Annotated in this window: 15 protein-coding genes; 4 read left to right on the top strand and 11 right to left on the bottom strand. The window is 46.7% G+C overall.

From position 1 onward, the window contains the following. Positions 1 to 62 precede the first annotated feature (62 nt). The 6 genes from G7083_RS01015 to G7083_RS00990 all read right to left on the bottom strand — a co-directional run bounded on the left by G7083_RS01015 (position 63) and on the right by G7083_RS00990 (position 4,929). Positions 63 to 1,169 (bottom strand): phosphoribosylaminoimidazolesuccinocarboxamide synthase, encoded by a 1,107-nt coding sequence (locus G7083_RS01015; RefSeq protein ID WP_166013167.1) that lies wholly within the window; start codon positions 1,167 to 1,169, stop codon positions 63 to 65. Between the two features lie 150 nt (positions 1,170 to 1,319). Continuing rightward, on the bottom strand, positions 1,320 to 1,721 hold the full coding sequence (locus tag G7083_RS01010) for a helicase (protein ID WP_166013166.1): 402 nt from the start codon (positions 1,719 to 1,721) through the stop codon (positions 1,320 to 1,322). A 282-nt stretch (positions 1,722 to 2,003) separates the two neighbouring features. Then, the gene (locus tag G7083_RS01005; RefSeq protein WP_166013165.1) at positions 2,004 to 2,186 is read right to left on the bottom strand and encodes a hypothetical protein; all 183 of its coding nucleotides are present in this window, start codon (positions 2,184 to 2,186) and stop codon (positions 2,004 to 2,006) included. 132 nt (positions 2,187 to 2,318) lie between these two features. Then, positions 2,319 to 3,332 (bottom strand): J domain-containing protein, encoded by a 1,014-nt coding sequence (locus G7083_RS01000; RefSeq protein ID WP_166013164.1) that lies wholly within the window; start codon positions 3,330 to 3,332, stop codon positions 2,319 to 2,321. 94 nt (positions 3,333 to 3,426) lie between these two features. Beyond that, positions 3,427 to 4,110, bottom strand: a complete 684-nt coding sequence (locus G7083_RS00995; RefSeq protein ID WP_166013163.1) for a DUF2786 domain-containing protein — start codon at positions 4,108 to 4,110, stop codon at positions 3,427 to 3,429. Positions 4,111 to 4,245: 135 nt separating this feature from the next. Continuing rightward, positions 4,246 to 4,929 carry a DUF3334 family protein gene (locus G7083_RS00990; RefSeq protein WP_166013162.1) on the bottom strand — a complete coding sequence of 228 codons (684 nt, stop codon included), beginning with the start codon at positions 4,927 to 4,929 and terminating at the stop codon, positions 4,246 to 4,248. Positions 4,930 to 5,144: 215 nt separating this feature from the next. On the opposite strand from G7083_RS00990, the gene G7083_RS00985 reads away from it, so the two are divergent. Continuing rightward, positions 5,145 to 8,180: an FAD-binding and (Fe-S)-binding domain-containing protein gene (locus tag G7083_RS00985; RefSeq protein WP_166013161.1), complete on the top strand. Its 3,036-nt coding sequence runs from the start codon at positions 5,145 to 5,147 to the stop codon at positions 8,178 to 8,180. A gap of 48 nt (positions 8,181 to 8,228) precedes the next feature. Next, complete coding sequence (locus G7083_RS00980; protein WP_166013160.1) at positions 8,229 to 8,690, top strand: isoprenylcysteine carboxylmethyltransferase family protein; 462 nt, start codon at positions 8,229 to 8,231, stop codon at positions 8,688 to 8,690. Positions 8,691 to 8,753: 63 nt separating this feature from the next. Here G7083_RS00980 and G7083_RS00975 read toward each other — a convergent pair whose 3' ends face one another. The 4 genes from G7083_RS00975 to yeiP form a co-directional block, all read right to left on the bottom strand. Next, the gene (locus G7083_RS00975) at positions 8,754 to 9,479 is read right to left on the bottom strand and encodes a DUF3581 family protein (protein WP_166013159.1); all 726 of its coding nucleotides are present in this window, start codon (positions 9,477 to 9,479) and stop codon (positions 8,754 to 8,756) included. 132 nt (positions 9,480 to 9,611) lie between these two features. Further along, a complete protein-coding gene (locus G7083_RS00970) occupies positions 9,612 to 10,559 on the bottom strand; it encodes a DUF3187 family protein (RefSeq protein ID WP_166014962.1) in 948 nt (315 codons plus the stop codon). Positions 10,560 to 10,698: 139 nt separating this feature from the next. Further along, positions 10,699 to 11,019, bottom strand: a complete 321-nt coding sequence (locus tag G7083_RS00965; RefSeq protein WP_166013158.1) for an HI1450 family dsDNA-mimic protein — start codon at positions 11,017 to 11,019, stop codon at positions 10,699 to 10,701. 4 nt (positions 11,020 to 11,023) lie between these two features. Then, a complete protein-coding gene (gene yeiP / locus G7083_RS00960) occupies positions 11,024 to 11,590 on the bottom strand; it encodes an elongation factor P-like protein YeiP (RefSeq protein ID WP_166013157.1) in 567 nt (188 codons plus the stop codon). A gap of 194 nt (positions 11,591 to 11,784) precedes the next feature. On the opposite strand from yeiP, the gene G7083_RS00955 reads away from it, so the two are divergent. Next, positions 11,785 to 12,552: a nucleotidyltransferase domain-containing protein gene (locus G7083_RS00955; protein ID WP_166013156.1), complete on the top strand. Its 768-nt coding sequence runs from the start codon at positions 11,785 to 11,787 to the stop codon at positions 12,550 to 12,552. Between the two features lie 75 nt (positions 12,553 to 12,627). Here the strand turns inward: G7083_RS00955 and G7083_RS00950 are convergent, their stop codons facing one another. Then, positions 12,628 to 14,991 carry a DNA polymerase II gene (locus G7083_RS00950; RefSeq protein ID WP_166013155.1) on the bottom strand — a complete coding sequence of 788 codons (2,364 nt, stop codon included), beginning with the start codon at positions 14,989 to 14,991 and terminating at the stop codon, positions 12,628 to 12,630. Positions 14,992 to 15,523: 532 nt separating this feature from the next. On the opposite strand from G7083_RS00950, the gene uvrY reads away from it, so the two are divergent. Then, positions 15,524 to 16,168: a UvrY/SirA/GacA family response regulator transcription factor gene (gene uvrY, locus G7083_RS00945; protein WP_166013154.1), complete on the top strand. Its 645-nt coding sequence runs from the start codon at positions 15,524 to 15,526 to the stop codon at positions 16,166 to 16,168. Position 16,169: the final 1 nt, after the last annotated feature.

Genomic DNA, 16,169 nt, shown 5'->3' with positions numbered 1-16,169 from the left:
ATAACTCAAATTGGCATCAAGCAAGCAAAGGGGCATTAATGCCCCTTTGTGCATTATGTTATTTAGTGTTCGATCAAACCGTACTCTTTATCCAAAATGTCGATGATCTCTTGTTTCGGTTGAGTGCTTAGTGTAATTGGTTTTCCGGTGATTTTTTCTGCGATCCCAAGATAGGTGCGTGAAATATCCATTAGCGCTTGTAGAGGCAGTGCATTATCACGCGCTAAAGCTTCACGTTCCGGCATCCGCTCTTTATTTAGCAAAATGTCTGGATCAGGGAAATAGTTGAGCAAGAACTGGCGGAACCCTTCTTTGGAGTTTTCGACAATTTTACCTTGTTGATATTGCTCAGCATCCCAAATTCGCGATGAGTCAGGAGTCCCTACTTCATCCATATAGATCAGTTTTTGCTGCCCTTGAGCATCGGTCACGTAACCAAATTCAAATTTGGTATCGACAAAAATTTGCCCAACAGCGCTTAGCGCTTCACGGATCACCGAGAAACCTTGTTTGAGCAGGATTTCATAATGATCAATATCTTGTGGTTGGTTGAAGTTAAATGCTGCGTAGTTTTCTGCAATGTCTTGGCGCGAAATATTGACATCATCAGCTTCAGGTACGCCGGGAATACCACGCAAAATACCTTTGGTTGATGGGGTCAATAGCAGCTCTGGTAATGGACGGTCTTTTGCGAGACCTTCAGGTAGCGTGATCCCGCAAAACTCGCGTTCGCCTTTGCTATAAGCACGCCACATCGATCCGGTAATATATTGGCGGCAAATGGCTTCAATTTTGATTGGGCGTGCTTTTTGCACAATCCATACCAATGGATGCGGAATATCTAAAATATGGCTATCTGCCAATCCGTGCTGTTGAAACAGTTTGAACCAGTGATTCGAAATGGCATTTAATGCCGCTCCTTTGCCCGGCACACCCTGTACACCCCCTTCGGCGTGCCAAATACAATCGAATGCCGAAATACGATCACTGATCACCATAATGGCTAAGGGAGCGTCTGCGGTCACCGGATAACCTTTTTCTTTGATTAGGCGGCGGCTATCTTGCTCGGTCAACCAATACACAGAACGGACTTTGCCGCTGTGAACCGGTTGATGAGTACGAATTGGGAGGTCGTCATTGACGGCAAGGACTTGATCTGCAAGGCTCATTGAGACATTCCTATCTGGATTCAAACATCATTTTTGTGATTGACCGTGGTGGAAAATCACCTGTTGAGCGCATAATACCAGAACTAATTTCTGTCGCCAGATAAAAAGCAAACGTTTGCCTAAATTGTTATGGCCAATTCCCTACTACGCTCAATGCAGAGCGAGTGGGGTTTGCTTGATGAAAAACAGCGCACAGTCATGCTGTTGGGCAAATTGTTGCAGCTGCTGCTGAGTCTCTTGGTCTATCGCGCTGGAGGCCACAATCGCACTGGCGGTACGGCAAGCAATGGCTTGTGCGACAATCTCAGCTTCAGAGTGAGATTTTGATGCTTTAAGGTGGATCACTTTGCCACAGTCAATGTGATGAGTACTCAATGACCGGCTGCTGGGTCGTTGGCATTGCGCCGTATACAGGATCCACTGTGCTCGCTCAGATAAACGAGCGAGTTGGCGCATAAAGTGAGCGATATTATTTGACTCATGAGTCGTGGGTAAGCGATGCCGAGTGCGCGATACATGTCTGCTAAAAGGTTTGAAGTCAGAGTGCCACATAATGCTGTTTCTTTATCCATGCTGTATATAATTACAGTATTATTGGTTGGCTGATTTTGCAACTTATTTTTGGGTAAAAAAAATACAGTTGTCGATTGTGGATGCTATGTGTGATTTTATCTAATTGATTTTATTTGATTATTAATTTTGTGTTCGTTCAAGCAAGATATTCGGCATGGTTGAGTTTTGTGAGCGGCAGCACGTGAGTTAAATCGGTGAGAGTCGGCAATAAAACAGAAAAAGCACACTAAGGTGCTTTTTCACATTCAAACCAGATAGGGATTAGCGTATAGCTTGCTGTGTGTTTCGAAATGCCATTTCAGCTAAGTTAAATTGCCGAACATCCAAACGAGCCAACTCATTACAACTGGCACAGGAATAATGGGCCTTGCCATCGAGGTATTGATGTTTTATCAGTGGTTTTGCCTGTTTGCACCAATCACAGGTGCCTATTACGCTATACATGGTCTTTTCTCCCAGCAAAATCAGGCGTAAATTTTGCGCAAATTATCGCATGAGTGGGTAAAAAAAGTGAGTGATTTGTGATGGGAAGCGACCGATCGCACAGCGCAAGATCTGACTGAACCGTGGTGAGCATCACTCAGTTTGTTTGATTTGTGGATGATGTAGCGAATCGATAACCATTTTTACGGCGCCATTAAGCCGTTTCATCTCTTGTTCACTGCCCCCTAGATCGGGATGGTAAATTTTTGATAACTGCTTATAGCGCAGTTTGACCGATTTAATATCAAGTGACTGAGTCGGTTCAAAGCCCATCTGTGCCAATGCCATTACCATCTTTTGCTGATCAGCATTGTAGGATTGCTGTTGCAGCCGTTGACAAGTTTGAAGCAACTGATCCAATTGTTGTTTTTGGCGTTTTATCGTCAATTGCTGTGCTTGGAGTTGAGTATGTAATTCACGGTCAGGCGCTGCAAGTCGACGGTGTCGTGGTGGCAAATGGCGGTGTAGCACAATGATCAATGCCATCATTAACAGTGACAATATGCTGAGCGTGAACGGCCACCAATTGGTTTGAGTATCTTGCTGGTTGGTGGGCTCGTGTGTTGTCGCTGGTGAGCGGAGGTCTTGATCTATTAATTGGTCGAACTGCGCTATGCTATTGAGCTGTTTTTCACGCTGCTGATTAAATTTTTGTTCGAGTAAATCCGCATAACCTTGCTCGGCTTGAGGATCTTGCTTGGCATGCACTCGATACCAAATCTCGGCTAAGTCGAATGTTGAGATAGGGGTTGTCTGCTGTTGGTACCATGCGGCTAAGGTAGTGGTAGCGCGAATATTGCCGCTAAGGGCTAATTGAGTGAGCCAGTATTGAGTTTGCAGTGCATCGGGTTCAACCCCTTGCCCAGTCATATAACTATTGGCCACTTGTGCCATTGCCGCAGGATGCTGTTGCTCGGCGGCTTGTAAAAACCAATAAAATGCCTCATGTTGATTTTGTGTTACCGAGCTGCCCGTTTGGTAAGCTAGGGCGAGTTGGTATTGCGCCTGTGGGTTTTGCGTGTTGGCAAGCGAGAGCAGTTCGCTCAGCTCGTTGGCGGCCAGTGGGCATGACAAGAGCAAACACAACCATAGACGGCGTAAACTCATGGTCTTTTTTTCCTTAACAAGATAAAAAGTTTAGCCAACAATCCGCTAGCGTTGTATGGCGCGCCGAGGCATTTTTGCCGTGCTTAACCCAGCATTATCTCAACTGCTTCGGCGCTTGTGCTCCGTGGATCGGCCGATTGACTGATACGCGGCGCCCTTTTTTAAGGCCAGTCTCGTAGTCTGCGGTGAGATTTTTCATCGCTTCTCTTAATTGTTGTTTGAAGGTTTCACGGTCAATATTTTCGAATTCTTTATCAATGTAGCTATTGATTTTGTTCATTGAATCATCATCTGGAGTGATGATCGGTAATTTTTCTAACGCACCTTCAATCCAACCGGAAACAAAAGAGTTGACGCGCCGAGTGACCTCGAGGGAAGAAGTGCCGCTGCCGGCAAAGCTGTTGCGAAATTGACCCGTGTGCTCATTCATTTCACGATAAATAATATCAAATGCGAAGGCCGCAAAGATGGCGCGATCCGCTTCGCCAATAAACTCAACCCGTTTTAACCCCTTGTGATTAAGCAATACCGCTTCTACGCCAAAACGAGTATTAATTCCGCGGATCACCCGCAAAATACCTGAGGAAATGGAGGCGGGCAGCAAATGGCTTGATTGGGTTTTACCCATTTTGATGAACTCAATATCGTCTTTATCAAGACCGTACTTGAGCATCAAATTATGTGCCATTTTGATTGCATTCGCGGCTTCATTGACGTTGGCAGAATTGCCTAACTCAAGGCATTTAGCGATTTTTTTAAGGGCTTTTTGTTTATCCATTGATCAGTAAAGCAGATTCGGTACAGCGAAAGAAAAGTCCAACATTCTAGCCTTTTTGGCCGCCAAGGAAAAGGGAAGAGGCCATCTGTTGCAAGATGGCTCTGATTAGCAATGTATTATAAGTGAAGAGTAAAGTTAAAGCCCGAGCTGGGCGAGTAAATCTTCAGCGCTCGCTTCAGTTACAGAAGGCGCGGTAACCGATGATAGTTTTTGCTGTTGCTGAGCGGCTTGTAAAATATCGTCTGGACTTTCATCCTCTTGCACATCAAATTCTTCGAGTTGAATAAACTCAGTTTTATCCATCGCCAATTCTAGGTAGAAAATATTGTTATTGGCGGTAGAAAAGGTGACTCGGCGTGCTTGTGGGCGGTCTAAATTGGTATCAACCGACAGCACAACCTGTTTGTTAAGTGACAACATTTTCGGTTGGTTTTGGGTGATGTTGGTTTGCAGTTGTTTGCGCACTTTATTGGTAAAGTCGCCCACCAACTGATTCATCAGCTCACCTAACACATCTCCAACCTCATCTGAGGTGTGTAAAATGGCCAATTCTTCTTCTGGCATGCCCATATTGCGCATGTAATTGGTGTAAATCTCAAGTGCAGCTTTGGCGGAAAAGTTGATCACCACTAATCCAGTGAATCCACCATCGAATAGGACAAAACAGCCAAAATCCGGTTTTAGCGAGGTTTTATTAATTTTTTGTACCATCGCAGAATACTGAACCGGTGAATGCGTTGCGGAAGTGAGAACCGTAGAAACCGATTGGCACAGCATAAGTAAAATATCTTCGGTGGTGACTATGTGATTTTTTTTCATCGTTTTTTTTCCATACAGTTCTAGAGAGATAAATAACAGAATAGGTAAGCAATACATAAAGTTGAAAAAATTCTGTTGCAGCGCATTCTGGCACTCAGATTCTGATTTGATCACCCTTTTAAATGTTGTAAAGTGACTCAACTCAAAGATTATTCTTTAAAATCTAACAATAACCCAAAGCTGATAGGATCAGCGTAGTAGGGGGCAGGAAGCAAATGTTACCAAGACTTCATCACCAATCCGACGTTGACCCGGTGGTTTTAACCTTTTTAGATCAGTTAAAGCTCGCGGGATTTAACGGCGACATTGAAACCCAATACTCTAGCCGTCTTGCGGTAGCGACTGATAATAGTGTTTATCAGCAATTGCCTCAAGCAGTGGTGTATCCGCAATCGACGGCAGATGTGGTACTGATCGGTAAGCTCAATGCAAAACCTGAATTTGAGCGTGTGACGTTTTCCCCTCGCGGTGGTGGTACTGGCACCAATGGTCAATCATTGACCAAAGGGGTGGTGGTGGATTTATCGCGTCATATGAATCGCATTTTGGAAATCAATCCGCAGCAAGGCTGGGTACGCGTGCAAGCGGGGGTGATCAAAGATCAGCTCAATGATGCGGTACGTGATCACGGATTGTTCTTTTCCCCAGATTTATCAACCAGCAACCGCGCGACCTTAGGTGGCATGATCAATACCGATGCTTCTGGGCAAGGTTCATTGCAATATGGCAAAACCTCGGATCATGTCCTGTCTTTGCAAGCGGTATTGGCTGATGGTTCACTGCTCGAAACGGATCTTGCACAAGGTCTTCCAGAGCCGCACAGTTTTGCTGCGCAAGCTTTGCAAGTGACAGAGCAAGTCTGCCGTAGTAAGCGAGCACAAATTGTAGCTAAGTTTCCGCGCTTAAACCGTTTTTTAACCGGTTACGATTTAAACAATGCATTTGATGAGGCGCAAGATCGCTTTGATATTACCCGCGTATTGTGTGGTGCAGAAGGCTCACTGGCGTTTATTACTGAAGCCACACTCAATTTAACCCCTATTCCGCAAGCGCGCACCTTAGTCAATGTCAAATATGACAGTTTTGATTCTGCGCTGCGCAATGCCCCTTTGATGGTACAAGCCAAAGCGCTGTCGGTGGAAACGCTCGACTCCAAAGTGCTCAATTTGGCCAAGCAAGATATTGTTTGGCATAGCGTCAAAGAGCTGCTGAGTGATGTGCCGGGTAAAGAGATGCAAGGCATTAATATCGTAGAATATGCTGGGCAAGATCATACCGAAATCGATCAACAAGTCGCTCAGTTGACCACACAACTTGAGCAGATGATGGCGGATCAGCAAGCTGGGATCATCGGCTATCAAGTGTGCCGTGATTTGGCCAGCATCAACCGAATTTATACCATGCGCAAAAAAGCCGTCGGTTTACTCGGGGCGGCTAAAGGGCGAGCAAAACCGGTAGCTTTCACTGAAGATACTTGTGTACCGCCGGAACATTTAGCGGATTTTATTGCTGAATTTCGCGCGCTGCTCGATTCGAAGCAGCTGGCTTATGGCATGTTTGGGCATGTGGATGCTGGGGTGCTGCATGTGCGGCCAGCGCTTGATTTGTGTGATCCCAAGCAAGAGCTATTGATGGCTGAAATCTCCGATCAAGTGGTTGAACTGGTCGCCAAATATGGCGGTTTGATGTGGGGAGAGCACGGCAAAGGTTATCGCTCGGAATACGGTCCAGAATTTTTTGGTGAAGAGCTATTTACCGAACTGCGGCGAGTGAAAGCGGCGTTTGATCCGCATAATAAGATGAATCCGGGCAAAATTTGCACCCCGCTGGATACACCATTTGAGCTGGTGAAAGTCTCTGATACCAAACGCGGTTTTTACGATCGGCAAATTGATGTCAAAGTGCGTGACAGCTTTAAAGCTGCAGTCGAGTGTAACGGTAACGGTTTATGTTTTAACTATGAAACCAGCTCACCGATGTGCCCCTCCATGAAAGTCACGGCTGATCGTCGCCATTCACCGAAAGGGCGTGCGGGCTTAGTGCGTGAATGGCTGCGGCAATTGAGCGAGCAGGGCGTGGATATTCTCGATCTTGAGCAAGCGACGCTGGAATCATCGCCAACCATTAAGTCGCTGCTTGATCGAGTCCGTCACGCGCTGACCAAAGATAAGCAGTATGATTTTTCTCATGAAGTATACGAGGCGATGAATGGTTGTTTGGCCTGTAAAGCTTGCGCTAGTCAGTGTCCGATCAAGGTTGATGTCCCGAGTTTTCGCGCGCGCTTTTTGAATCTTTACCACACGCGTTACCCACGTCCGGTGAAAGATTATTTGGTGGCCAACATCGAATCCTTACTGCCAGTGATGGCCAAAGCGCCCCAACTGGTGAATGGAATTTTAGCTCGCTCGACCGTGCAGAAATTAACCGCAAAAACGGTAGGCTATGTGGATACGCCGTATTTGTCGGTACCCACTCTGGCACAGCGGTTGCGTCGTCATCCGGTGGTGTTGTTTGATATGCAGCGGTTGGCGGCACTCTCTCAAGCTGAACGCGATCAACACGTGTTGATTGTGCAAGATCCGTTTACTAGCTATTACGATGCCGAGGTGGTGGAAGATTTTGTGGCTCTGCTGCTCAAATTGGGTAAAAAACCGGTATTGCTGCCGTTTAAACCCAATGGTAAAGCACAGCACATCAAAGGTTTTTTACGCCAGTTCCGTGCCACGGCAAGTAATACGGCGAGCTTTTTAGCACAAGTGGCAGCACTGAATATTCCGTTAGTTGGGGTCGATCCGGCGTTAGTGCTCTGTTATCGCGATGAATATGTAGAAACTTTGGCGCAACATCGTGGTGATTTTGCCGTGTTCACCGTACATGAATGGCTCACCCCTCGTTTAGCTGAGTTTGCCCTGCAAGCGAGTGACGCGCAGCCTTGGTATCTGCTGGCACACTGTACAGAAAAAACCAAACTGCCTAAGGCTGAGCAAGAATGGGTGGCGATTTTTCGTCACTTTAATGCAGCGCTACAGGTGGTTTCGGTCGGTTGTTGTGGCATGGCCGGTACTTTCGGTCATGAGGCAGATAAGCTGACAATGTCGCGTGATATTTATCAGTTGAGCTGGCAACCAGCATTATCGGCATTACCCAAAGAGCGTTGTTTGGTCACCGGCTATTCTTGTCGCAGCCAGGTGAAACGCTTTGAGCAAGTCAAACCTAAGCATCCGTTGCAAGCGTTGCTGCAGTTACTGTAAGCCATTAGCCCAGTTGAGCTGGGTTTTTTATCAGAGCGAGGAAGCAAGATGAGAAACTTGGAGTTAAAAGTGCCACCGGTTGCGGTATTTTTAGTGGCGTTAAGCTTAATCCATCTCAGTGCACGTTGGTTTAGTTCACTGACTCTCGCATTGCCGTTCCCTAATGTGATCATGGCATTGTGCTTGTGTATGGCGGGATTTCTAGGTCTGGCGGGGATCATGGAATTTCGGCGCTATAAAACCACCGTCAATCCATTAACGCCCGATCTCGCGGTCACGGTGGTGGATAGTGGTGTATTTGCCTTAAGCCGTAACCCGATGTATCTCGCGTTGTTACTGCTGTTATTTGGCTTGGCTTATTGGCAGCAGAATGCGCTTAGTTTAGTGATCAGTGCAGGTTTTGTGATGTATATGAATCACTACCAAATTGAGCCAGAGGAGCGGATTTTACACGCTAAATTTGGTGAGGTTTATCTCAATTACACTCAGCGTGTGCGACGTTGGCTGTGATCAGCGATACAGAGAATTGAGAAAATATAACCCGCACTTGGCGGGTTATTGAAGAGGTGGCGCTTAAGCAGCTTGTTCAAGTTGGCGCAGAAAGGCTTGTTTGCGCTCATTGAAACGATTGACCAGATCATCGATGTCAGTCTGGTTGTACGGTTTTAATCCGCTGGCGACCATACGTTTTAGCCCTTTGCCGACCACTTGGCCTTGATCTTTGAAGACGAAGTTGAGGGTGACTAAGCCGCGTTTACCATCAACATCAAATGTTGCCCCAGCAAATTCAACCTCCGGGTGGGTGAGGTCGAGGCGGTTAAATTCCACTTCCATTGATTCATAAATCACTAATGGGCGCTGACAGTTGATCATCATTTGCTGCGCTTCCATCAGTGGGACCATGATATGTGGGAAGTTCATCCCGGAAAACTGCACATAGCTGGTGACTACGTGTTCAATAAAGTCTGAGTTATGGTTAACCTCACCTTCACACGACATATGCAGGTACTCTTTGCCGTTAACATCAACCACCGCACTTTCACGCTGACACTTATTTTCAATATGCAGTGCAACGCCATCGCTGACCATACCTGAGAAATCAAAGCGCATTTTGTGGCTAATGCCTTGTTTTTGCAGCAATACTGCAAATAGCAAGTCACCCGGAACGCAGAAGCGCTTGTTGTCTTCATCATGGATCGGGTTGAAATCGCCTGCCACCAGTTTGGCAAAGTGGCTTGCTTGTTGGCGAGTAAATTGAAACTGCTGTTGTTGGCTTGAATGGTATGCGCTCAGAAACATGGTTATCGCTATTTAAATGAAACAGCGGTCATTATAGGACACAATCGACAAATGATTGGTCTATCCAGTGTAAAAAATGTGGCTGAATTTGTGTGTCGATACCATAACTCAATGCATTGAATCTGCGGTAACTTATATCCGATAGCGGTAGGTGATATGCAGCGCAATATCTGCGCTATTATCCATGCTAAATACGTTTTCGGTGAACGCTAACTCAATGGCGCTACTTGGCAGCAGATAGCGATAACCGAGCACGTATTCTGTGGCTGGTTTTTCAAGTGCAGCAGGGCTTTCGACGCTACCTTGATAAAAATGAAACGACGTAAATAGATGGTGCTTGGGATGCAGTTGGTATTCATAGCCGATCGCACTGCTTAGCGAACCCGATTTGAGCGGTAAAATACCCGTTGCACTATCATGATGAACCATGCCGAGCATGGCATAGATTCGATGTTGGTCATGTTGGTAGGTGTAATTGAGTTGTAATGCTTGCTCAAAGCGGCTAAAGCGCAGTAGCCCACCTTGATGGTAATATAAGCTAGCACCGATAGAGAGCCCGTGATGCACAGAACTATATAGCTGATATTGAGTGTAGAGTGTAATCGCACGACTGAGGGTGCTGCCGGCAAAGCCATCCCATTGGATATTATGCTCGGGGATCGCAATATGAAAACGGTGCTTTGCTACACTATCACGCCCATTTTGATCTAGGCCAAACAGGTTGTGAAAGCCCATCGTCAGCGAATCTAACTGATTATCCCACGCTTGGCTGTCTCGGTAGTTCAATTCGCTTTGCCAGCGCGGTGCAAATTGCCATTTTAGGCCAATCGCAAATTGGTTTTGATAGAAATCCCCTTGATAACTTGGACTGTCGCTCCAGATGCTGGCCGCGGAAAAGCCGCCATACAGTTGCAGGCTATCTAATGGCAGCGAGTAGCCGTCCCGCAGTTGTGGGGTGAGTGAATGGCTGGCAAGAGGAGCCTGAGCATAGAGATTGAATGGGCCATAATGATATGGGTTGGCCATAACATTAAAGGTACAGAGAGCACCAATAAGCGTAAGCAGTGAGAAAATTCGCATCGCCTTACTCATAGTTTGATTGCACTTGAGTTAAGTTTAGCTGAATTTTTTACGAACGGTGTCAACCTGTTAGGCTTAATTTAGCTTTGTATAAACCGCCAAAAGAGTAACGCCAGCTTGAACGCTGGCGTTAATCCGTTTAGTCACGCTTCCACAGCATATGACAAAACTTCTGATCTGGATCTCGGCTAACTAACATGCGGGCAAACACATCATCCAGCACATCATTTTCTTCGTTCACCAGGCCAATGCGTACTTCGGCGTAGATTTCTTTATCGACTTCGAAACCCACGTGCGCATCCCAATCATCACCGACATCGACCAATTCTGCCGCGCCGCGATCATCAAACTGTGCGGTGAATAGGATCACATCGACCGGCTCTAGGTTATCGGGTGCCATCTCTAAGAAGATGTCGTAGGCTGTATCAATCGTGTCGTCGATAGAAATTAACTCTGCCATAAAATTACGCTCGGTTCATGAATTTGCGTTCCGCAGTATTGATCACAATACGCTCGCCAGTGGAAATATACTCTGGCACTTGCACCACTAAACCAGTAGGCATACGTGCAGGTTTAGTCCGTGAAGAGGCTGAAGCACCTTTAATCGATGGATCGGTTTCTTCAATCGCCATTTCAACTGAAGATGGCAGTTCAATCGCCACCGCTTCACCGTCAACCAAAACCACGCTCATACCTTGAATATCTTCCGTGATGAACAGCAGTTCATCTTCGATTTCATCTTTCTTGAAGTTGTATGGTGTGTAGTCTTCATTGTTCATGAACACGTACTCATCGCCATCAATATAAGAGAAAGAGATTGGACGTTTGTTCATTTCTACTGTGTCGAGCACATCATCAGATTTGTAACGCTCATCCACTCGTGCACCGGTGTTGAGGTCAGTACAACGCAGTTTGTAGATTTTTGAACCGCCGCGGCCACCTGGAGTGGTCACTTCGATGTCTTTGATCAGTAGGGTTTTGCCGTTAGAAACGATCGCAAAGCCTTTTTTGAGTTCACTTGCCTTTGGCATGAAATATATCCTTCGTGTAAAAAGTGTCAGCATTATAACTAAAGGAAGGGGAGAAAAGGAATATCTATCCCTTGTTGACGGGGTGCGGTGTCGTAAGTGGCGTTTTACTAAGCAATCCAGCGGCTAACTATTGATTGATGGTCGCGCATCATGGAACATAAGGCCTTCGCACCTTTAATCAGTATGTGAGTCGGATGACGCTGCCAGTAATTGACCCTCAACAGCCTTTTCAGCCGGAATATCAAAGCGCGATTGCCGATTTGGTACGCTTTTGGCGTGCAGGGGCAGGGCCAGCCTTGCACAGTCTTTATCTTTACGGCAGCGTGGCGCGTAAAACGGCGCAGCCCAATCACTCGAATTTGGATGTGGTGGTGGTGACTCATGGGGTTTTTACACAAAACCGTGCCACGCTAATCAATACCATTCGTTGGCGTTTTCAAAAAAGTTATCCGTGGATCACCGATGTCTCGATCAAACTGGCCAGCGTTGAGGAGATCGCGACCTTAGATGCGATTTTTTCCTGGGGATTTATGCTGCGTCACTGCTGTGTATGTGTATACGGTGATGATTTGGCGGAATGTTTTGGCCACTATGAGCCGAGCTGGGAGATTGCCAAGCACTGGAATATGGATGTCGGTGTCAAGTTAGCCGATTATCGGCACAGCATTGCTCAAGCGACCAATCCACAGTCGCAGATCAAGGCTCAGCAACTCATGGCGAAAAAACTGCTGCGGGCCGGTTATTCATTGATTATGCATCGTGATCGGCAGTGGTTGGAGGATCCGCTGGCATGTGGTACACATTTCCTGCGTTATTACCCAGACAAGCAGCTGGAAATTGAACGCTTAGGTTTATTGTTGAAGCCACGGGTGATCCCTAAACGGTCGGTGATCGGTCTTATCGACAGTTTTGGGCCATGGTTAGTATCGCAATATCAAAAAACCGAATTTCGGATCGGTTAGTCAGCGTTCGGTTAGTCAGCGTTCGGTTGGTTAATCCATCCTGCTATCGGCTAAGCGGTTCGCTAACGTGTCGGCCTAAAATAGCCCAAGCTGCGCAGCAATCAGTCGATCAAACTGTTTACCAATAAACGGTAAAATAGCATCGGCAACCGGTTTAAGCTGCTTATCAATATAATGCTGATAATCAATCGCGCTTTGTAAATAGGCTTTGGGCTCTGGACCGTTGATCGTCATTACGTAAGCAATGTTGCCACGCTGCTGGTATTGCAGTGGCCTGCCCAGTTTGGCGTTGATCTGATCTGCCATTCTGGCCGCACGTACTTGCGGCGGGACATTTTTTTGATATTCGTGCAAGTGACGGCGCAAGCGTTTTTGATACACCAATTGTTCATCGAGTTGCCCGGCTAGGGTCTGTTCCACCATGCTGCGAATATAGGCGGTTGGATCCTGTCCTTGGAAAATTAACCAATAAAGCTGACGTTGGAAGTGTTGTGCAAGTGGTGTCCAGTCGGTGCGCGCACTCTCCAAGCCTTTAAAAATGATCTGCGCTTGATCGCCATCGCCTTTTAAACCCGCATAACGTTTTTTAGAGCCAGTTTCTGCGCCGCGGATGGTTGGCATTAAAAAGCGGCGATAGTGGGTTTCGTATTCCAATTCCAGCGTCGAGCTTAAAGCGTATTCATGTTTGAGATGCTCTGTCCACCATTGGTTGATCTCATTAACCAGCGCATGACCAATCGCATCGGCTTGCGATTGAGAATATTGACCGTTAAGCGCCACGAAAGTGGAGTCAGTATCGCCATAAATGACTTGGTAGCCGCGCTCTTCAATTAACTGTTTGGTTTGGATCATGATTTGATGGCCGCGCATGGTGATGCTTGAGGCCAGTCGAGTATCAAAAAAGCGGCAGCCGGATGAGCCGAGCACGCCATAAAATGAGTTCATGATGATTTTGATCGCTTGTGAGAACGCTTGTTCCTGATTGCGTTTGGCCACATCACGTGCCGCCCACAGTTTTTCGATCATTTGTGGTAAAAAGTGTCGGCTGCGATGAAATTGACCACCGCGAAAACCGGGTACGGCTTGATCAGCCTGCTGGCCTACACCGAGTTTTAAGCCTTCAATCAGCCCGAGAGGATCGATCAAAAACGAGCGAATGATAGAAGGGTAGAGGCTTTTAAAATCGAGCACCAGCACCGAATCGTATAAGCCTGGCCGGGAGTCCATCACGTACCCCCCAGGGCTCGCCACCCAGTTTTCCGGCTGCAAGTTTGGGGCGACATAACCGGCGCGATGCAGTTGTGGTAAATAAAGGTTGGTAAACGCCGCCACTGAGCCGCCAACTCGGTCTAATTCGACCCCGGTTAAGCGTGAACGCTGGATCGCAAAATCGAGCAGATGAGTGAGCGCAAAAATTTTATTTACGAGCACACAATCTTGCAGGTTGTAGCGTGCTAACGAGGGTTTATCGTGGATAAACATCCGGTTAATTTCATCCATGCGATCGTGCGCGTCATCAATCGCTTTGCTTTCGCCAAGCAGTTCCAGTGCGACTGACTGCAATGACCATGAACGAAAATGATATGTTGCAGTTTTTAAGGTATCGATGCCGTCGAGCACCACCCGTCCCGGAATATGGATAAACCCTTGTTGCGATTGACGGCTAGAGCGGAAAAAACTGGCTTGCTGGGCACGCCCGATGGTGAGTTTGAGCTGGTGGTATTCGGCGCGCTGATGCAGTACGCGAAAATCGAAATCGACCACATTCCAGCCAATGATCACATCGGGATCAAATTGGGCAAACCATGCGATCAGCGCCGTGAGTAGCTGATATTCATTTTCGACCCACTGGATCTCGTTATCACTTGGCTGGGCTTGGCCAATCATGATCACCCGGCTGTCCATCGGACTTGCCAAGCCAATCGAATAAAGTTGCCCTTTGGTTGAGCATTCAATATCGAGCGACACCACGCTTAAGTTTGGTAAATAATCACTTGGACGGCATTTGGCTTGCTGAACTTGATGATAAAAACCTAAGTTTTGACTTAACCCGGTAAATTCGATGCTGCCTTGAATAAAGCGTTCCATCAAATAGCGATCGGCCAAACGGATATCTGCTTCTAGCGGAATAATGTCGGCTTGTGTCAGATGTTGGGCTAAGGTTTGGCTATCACGGATGGTGTAGCAATAGCAGCCAGCCAAGCTTTGATCGGCAAAACTGCGCAAGGCTAGTGGCGCTAAACGGATCGGCACATTAAGCGTAGCCGCCATCTGCTCCACTGTGGATAAGTAGGCTTGCTCGATGAAAAACACTGGGCGTTCGCCGCGAATGATCAACTGGGTTGGGCCAGAAGCCGTGGCCAGCCACAGCTCAATCTGAGTTTGTCCCGCCACATCTTTAGCGTGGCGTGTTAACACAAACCCTTGTTCAATCTTCAATCCGATCCACCTTTACTCATTTGGTTAGGCTGCTATACCCTTGCTACTTGAAGGTGCAGCGGTGTTGGCTACGTTCCTTCACCCCAATCACATAGTTTGCCTATGCTCATGGGGACTCATTCACTTGCCGCCTACCCGCAACTCCAAGTTGTGTGGGTATAGAGGTGTATTATACGGCTTTTGCAGCGATAAATTATATGCTTAGTGGCCTTGATGATCGGAAAGGGGCGGGTCTAATCGATTAAGTTTAGCCAAAAGAAACGTAATCAAAATGTCATCAACAATGGTGTGTTGCCAATTAGGGAGAATATATTCACTCGATTGCTCAATTTGATGCGTATTATTTTTGTTAACTGATTGATTTTTATGTGCAGGAAGTGCGATTCGACACTTTGCACAATAAGTACTTGCTAAAGTGTCGGTTTCACATCATATTCACCAAACAAAAGTCACCCGCGTGGGTTTGGGTTAGCTTGGCTATCACCCACGATTTCAGTGGGTAGAGCCAATCAATAAGTGTGGAGATACAAGTTTGATTAGTGTTTTCCTTGTAGATGATCACGAGCTGGTTCGCACAGGGATACGACGTATTATTGAAGACGTTCGTGGAATGAAAGTAGCAGGGGAAGCTGACAGCGGTGAAGATGCGGTCAAATGGTGCCGTACCAATCATGCTGATGTGGTATTAATGGATATGAATATGCCCGGTATTGGTGGTTTGGAAGCCACTAAAAAACTGTTGCGTGTCAATCCAGATATAAAAATTATTGTCTTGACGGTACATACCGAAAATCCATTCCCAACTAAAGTGATGCAAGCGGGGGCCGCAGGTTATCTCACCAAGGGCGCAGCCCCGGATGAAATGGTCAACGCGATCCGTATTGTGCACAGTGGTCAGCGTTATATTTCACCAAACATTGCGCAGCAAATGGCGCTCAGTCAATTTTCTCCTGCGTCTGAAAACCCGTTTGCCGATCTCTCTGAGCGCGAATTACAAATTATGTTGATGATCACTAAAGGTCAGAAGGTCACCGATATTTCTGAGCAGCTCAGTTTGAGCCCGAAAACGGTCAATAGTTATCGCTATCGCTTATTTGCCAAACTGAATATTAACGGTGATGTGGAGTTGACCCACTTAGCGATCCGCCACGGGATCTTAGATACTGAGAAATTATAGA

Origin of the sequence: Vibrio sp. HDW18, assembly GCF_011306175.1 — a bacterium.
In the GTDB taxonomy this organism is placed as follows: Bacteria; Pseudomonadota; Gammaproteobacteria; order Enterobacterales; family Vibrionaceae; genus Vibrio; species Vibrio chanodichtyis.
Note: the sequence above shows the minus strand (reverse complement) of the source record. Positions and strands in the feature narration are given on the sequence as shown.

Bases quoted from the DNA above. Each gene is read 5' to 3' on its own strand.
- G7083_RS00985 (WP_166013161.1), top strand. From the start codon at position 5,145: ATGTTACCAAGACTTCATCACCAATCCGACGTTGACCCGGTGGTTTTA.
- G7083_RS00980 (WP_166013160.1), top strand. From the start codon at position 8,229: ATGAGAAACTTGGAGTTAAAAGTGCCACCGGTTGCGGTATTTTTAGTG.
- G7083_RS01005 (WP_166013165.1), bottom strand. From the start codon at position 2,186: ATGTATAGCGTAATAGGCACCTGTGATTGGTGCAAACAGGCAAAACCA.
- G7083_RS00965 (WP_166013158.1), bottom strand. From the start codon at position 11,019: ATGGCAGAGTTAATTTCTATCGACGACACGATTGATACAGCCTACGAC.
- G7083_RS00990 (WP_166013162.1), bottom strand. From the start codon at position 4,929: ATGAAAAAAAATCACATAGTCACCACCGAAGATATTTTACTTATGCTG.
- G7083_RS00995 (WP_166013163.1), bottom strand. From the start codon at position 4,110: ATGGATAAACAAAAAGCCCTTAAAAAAATCGCTAAATGCCTTGAGTTA.
- G7083_RS00970 (WP_166014962.1), bottom strand. From the start codon at position 10,559: ATGCGAATTTTCTCACTGCTTACGCTTATTGGTGCTCTCTGTACCTTT.
- G7083_RS01015 (WP_166013167.1), bottom strand. From the start codon at position 1,169: ATGAGCCTTGCAGATCAAGTCCTTGCCGTCAATGACGACCTCCCAATT.
- yeiP (WP_166013157.1), bottom strand. From the start codon at position 11,590: ATGCCAAAGGCAAGTGAACTCAAAAAAGGCTTTGCGATCGTTTCTAAC.
- G7083_RS01000 (WP_166013164.1), bottom strand. From the start codon at position 3,332: ATGAGTTTACGCCGTCTATGGTTGTGTTTGCTCTTGTCATGCCCACTG.
- G7083_RS01010 (WP_166013166.1), bottom strand. From the start codon at position 1,721: ATGTGGCACTCTGACTTCAAACCTTTTAGCAGACATGTATCGCGCACT.
- G7083_RS00955 (WP_166013156.1), top strand. From the start codon at position 11,785: ATGACGCTGCCAGTAATTGACCCTCAACAGCCTTTTCAGCCGGAATAT.
- G7083_RS00975 (WP_166013159.1), bottom strand. From the start codon at position 9,479: ATGTTTCTGAGCGCATACCATTCAAGCCAACAACAGCAGTTTCAATTT.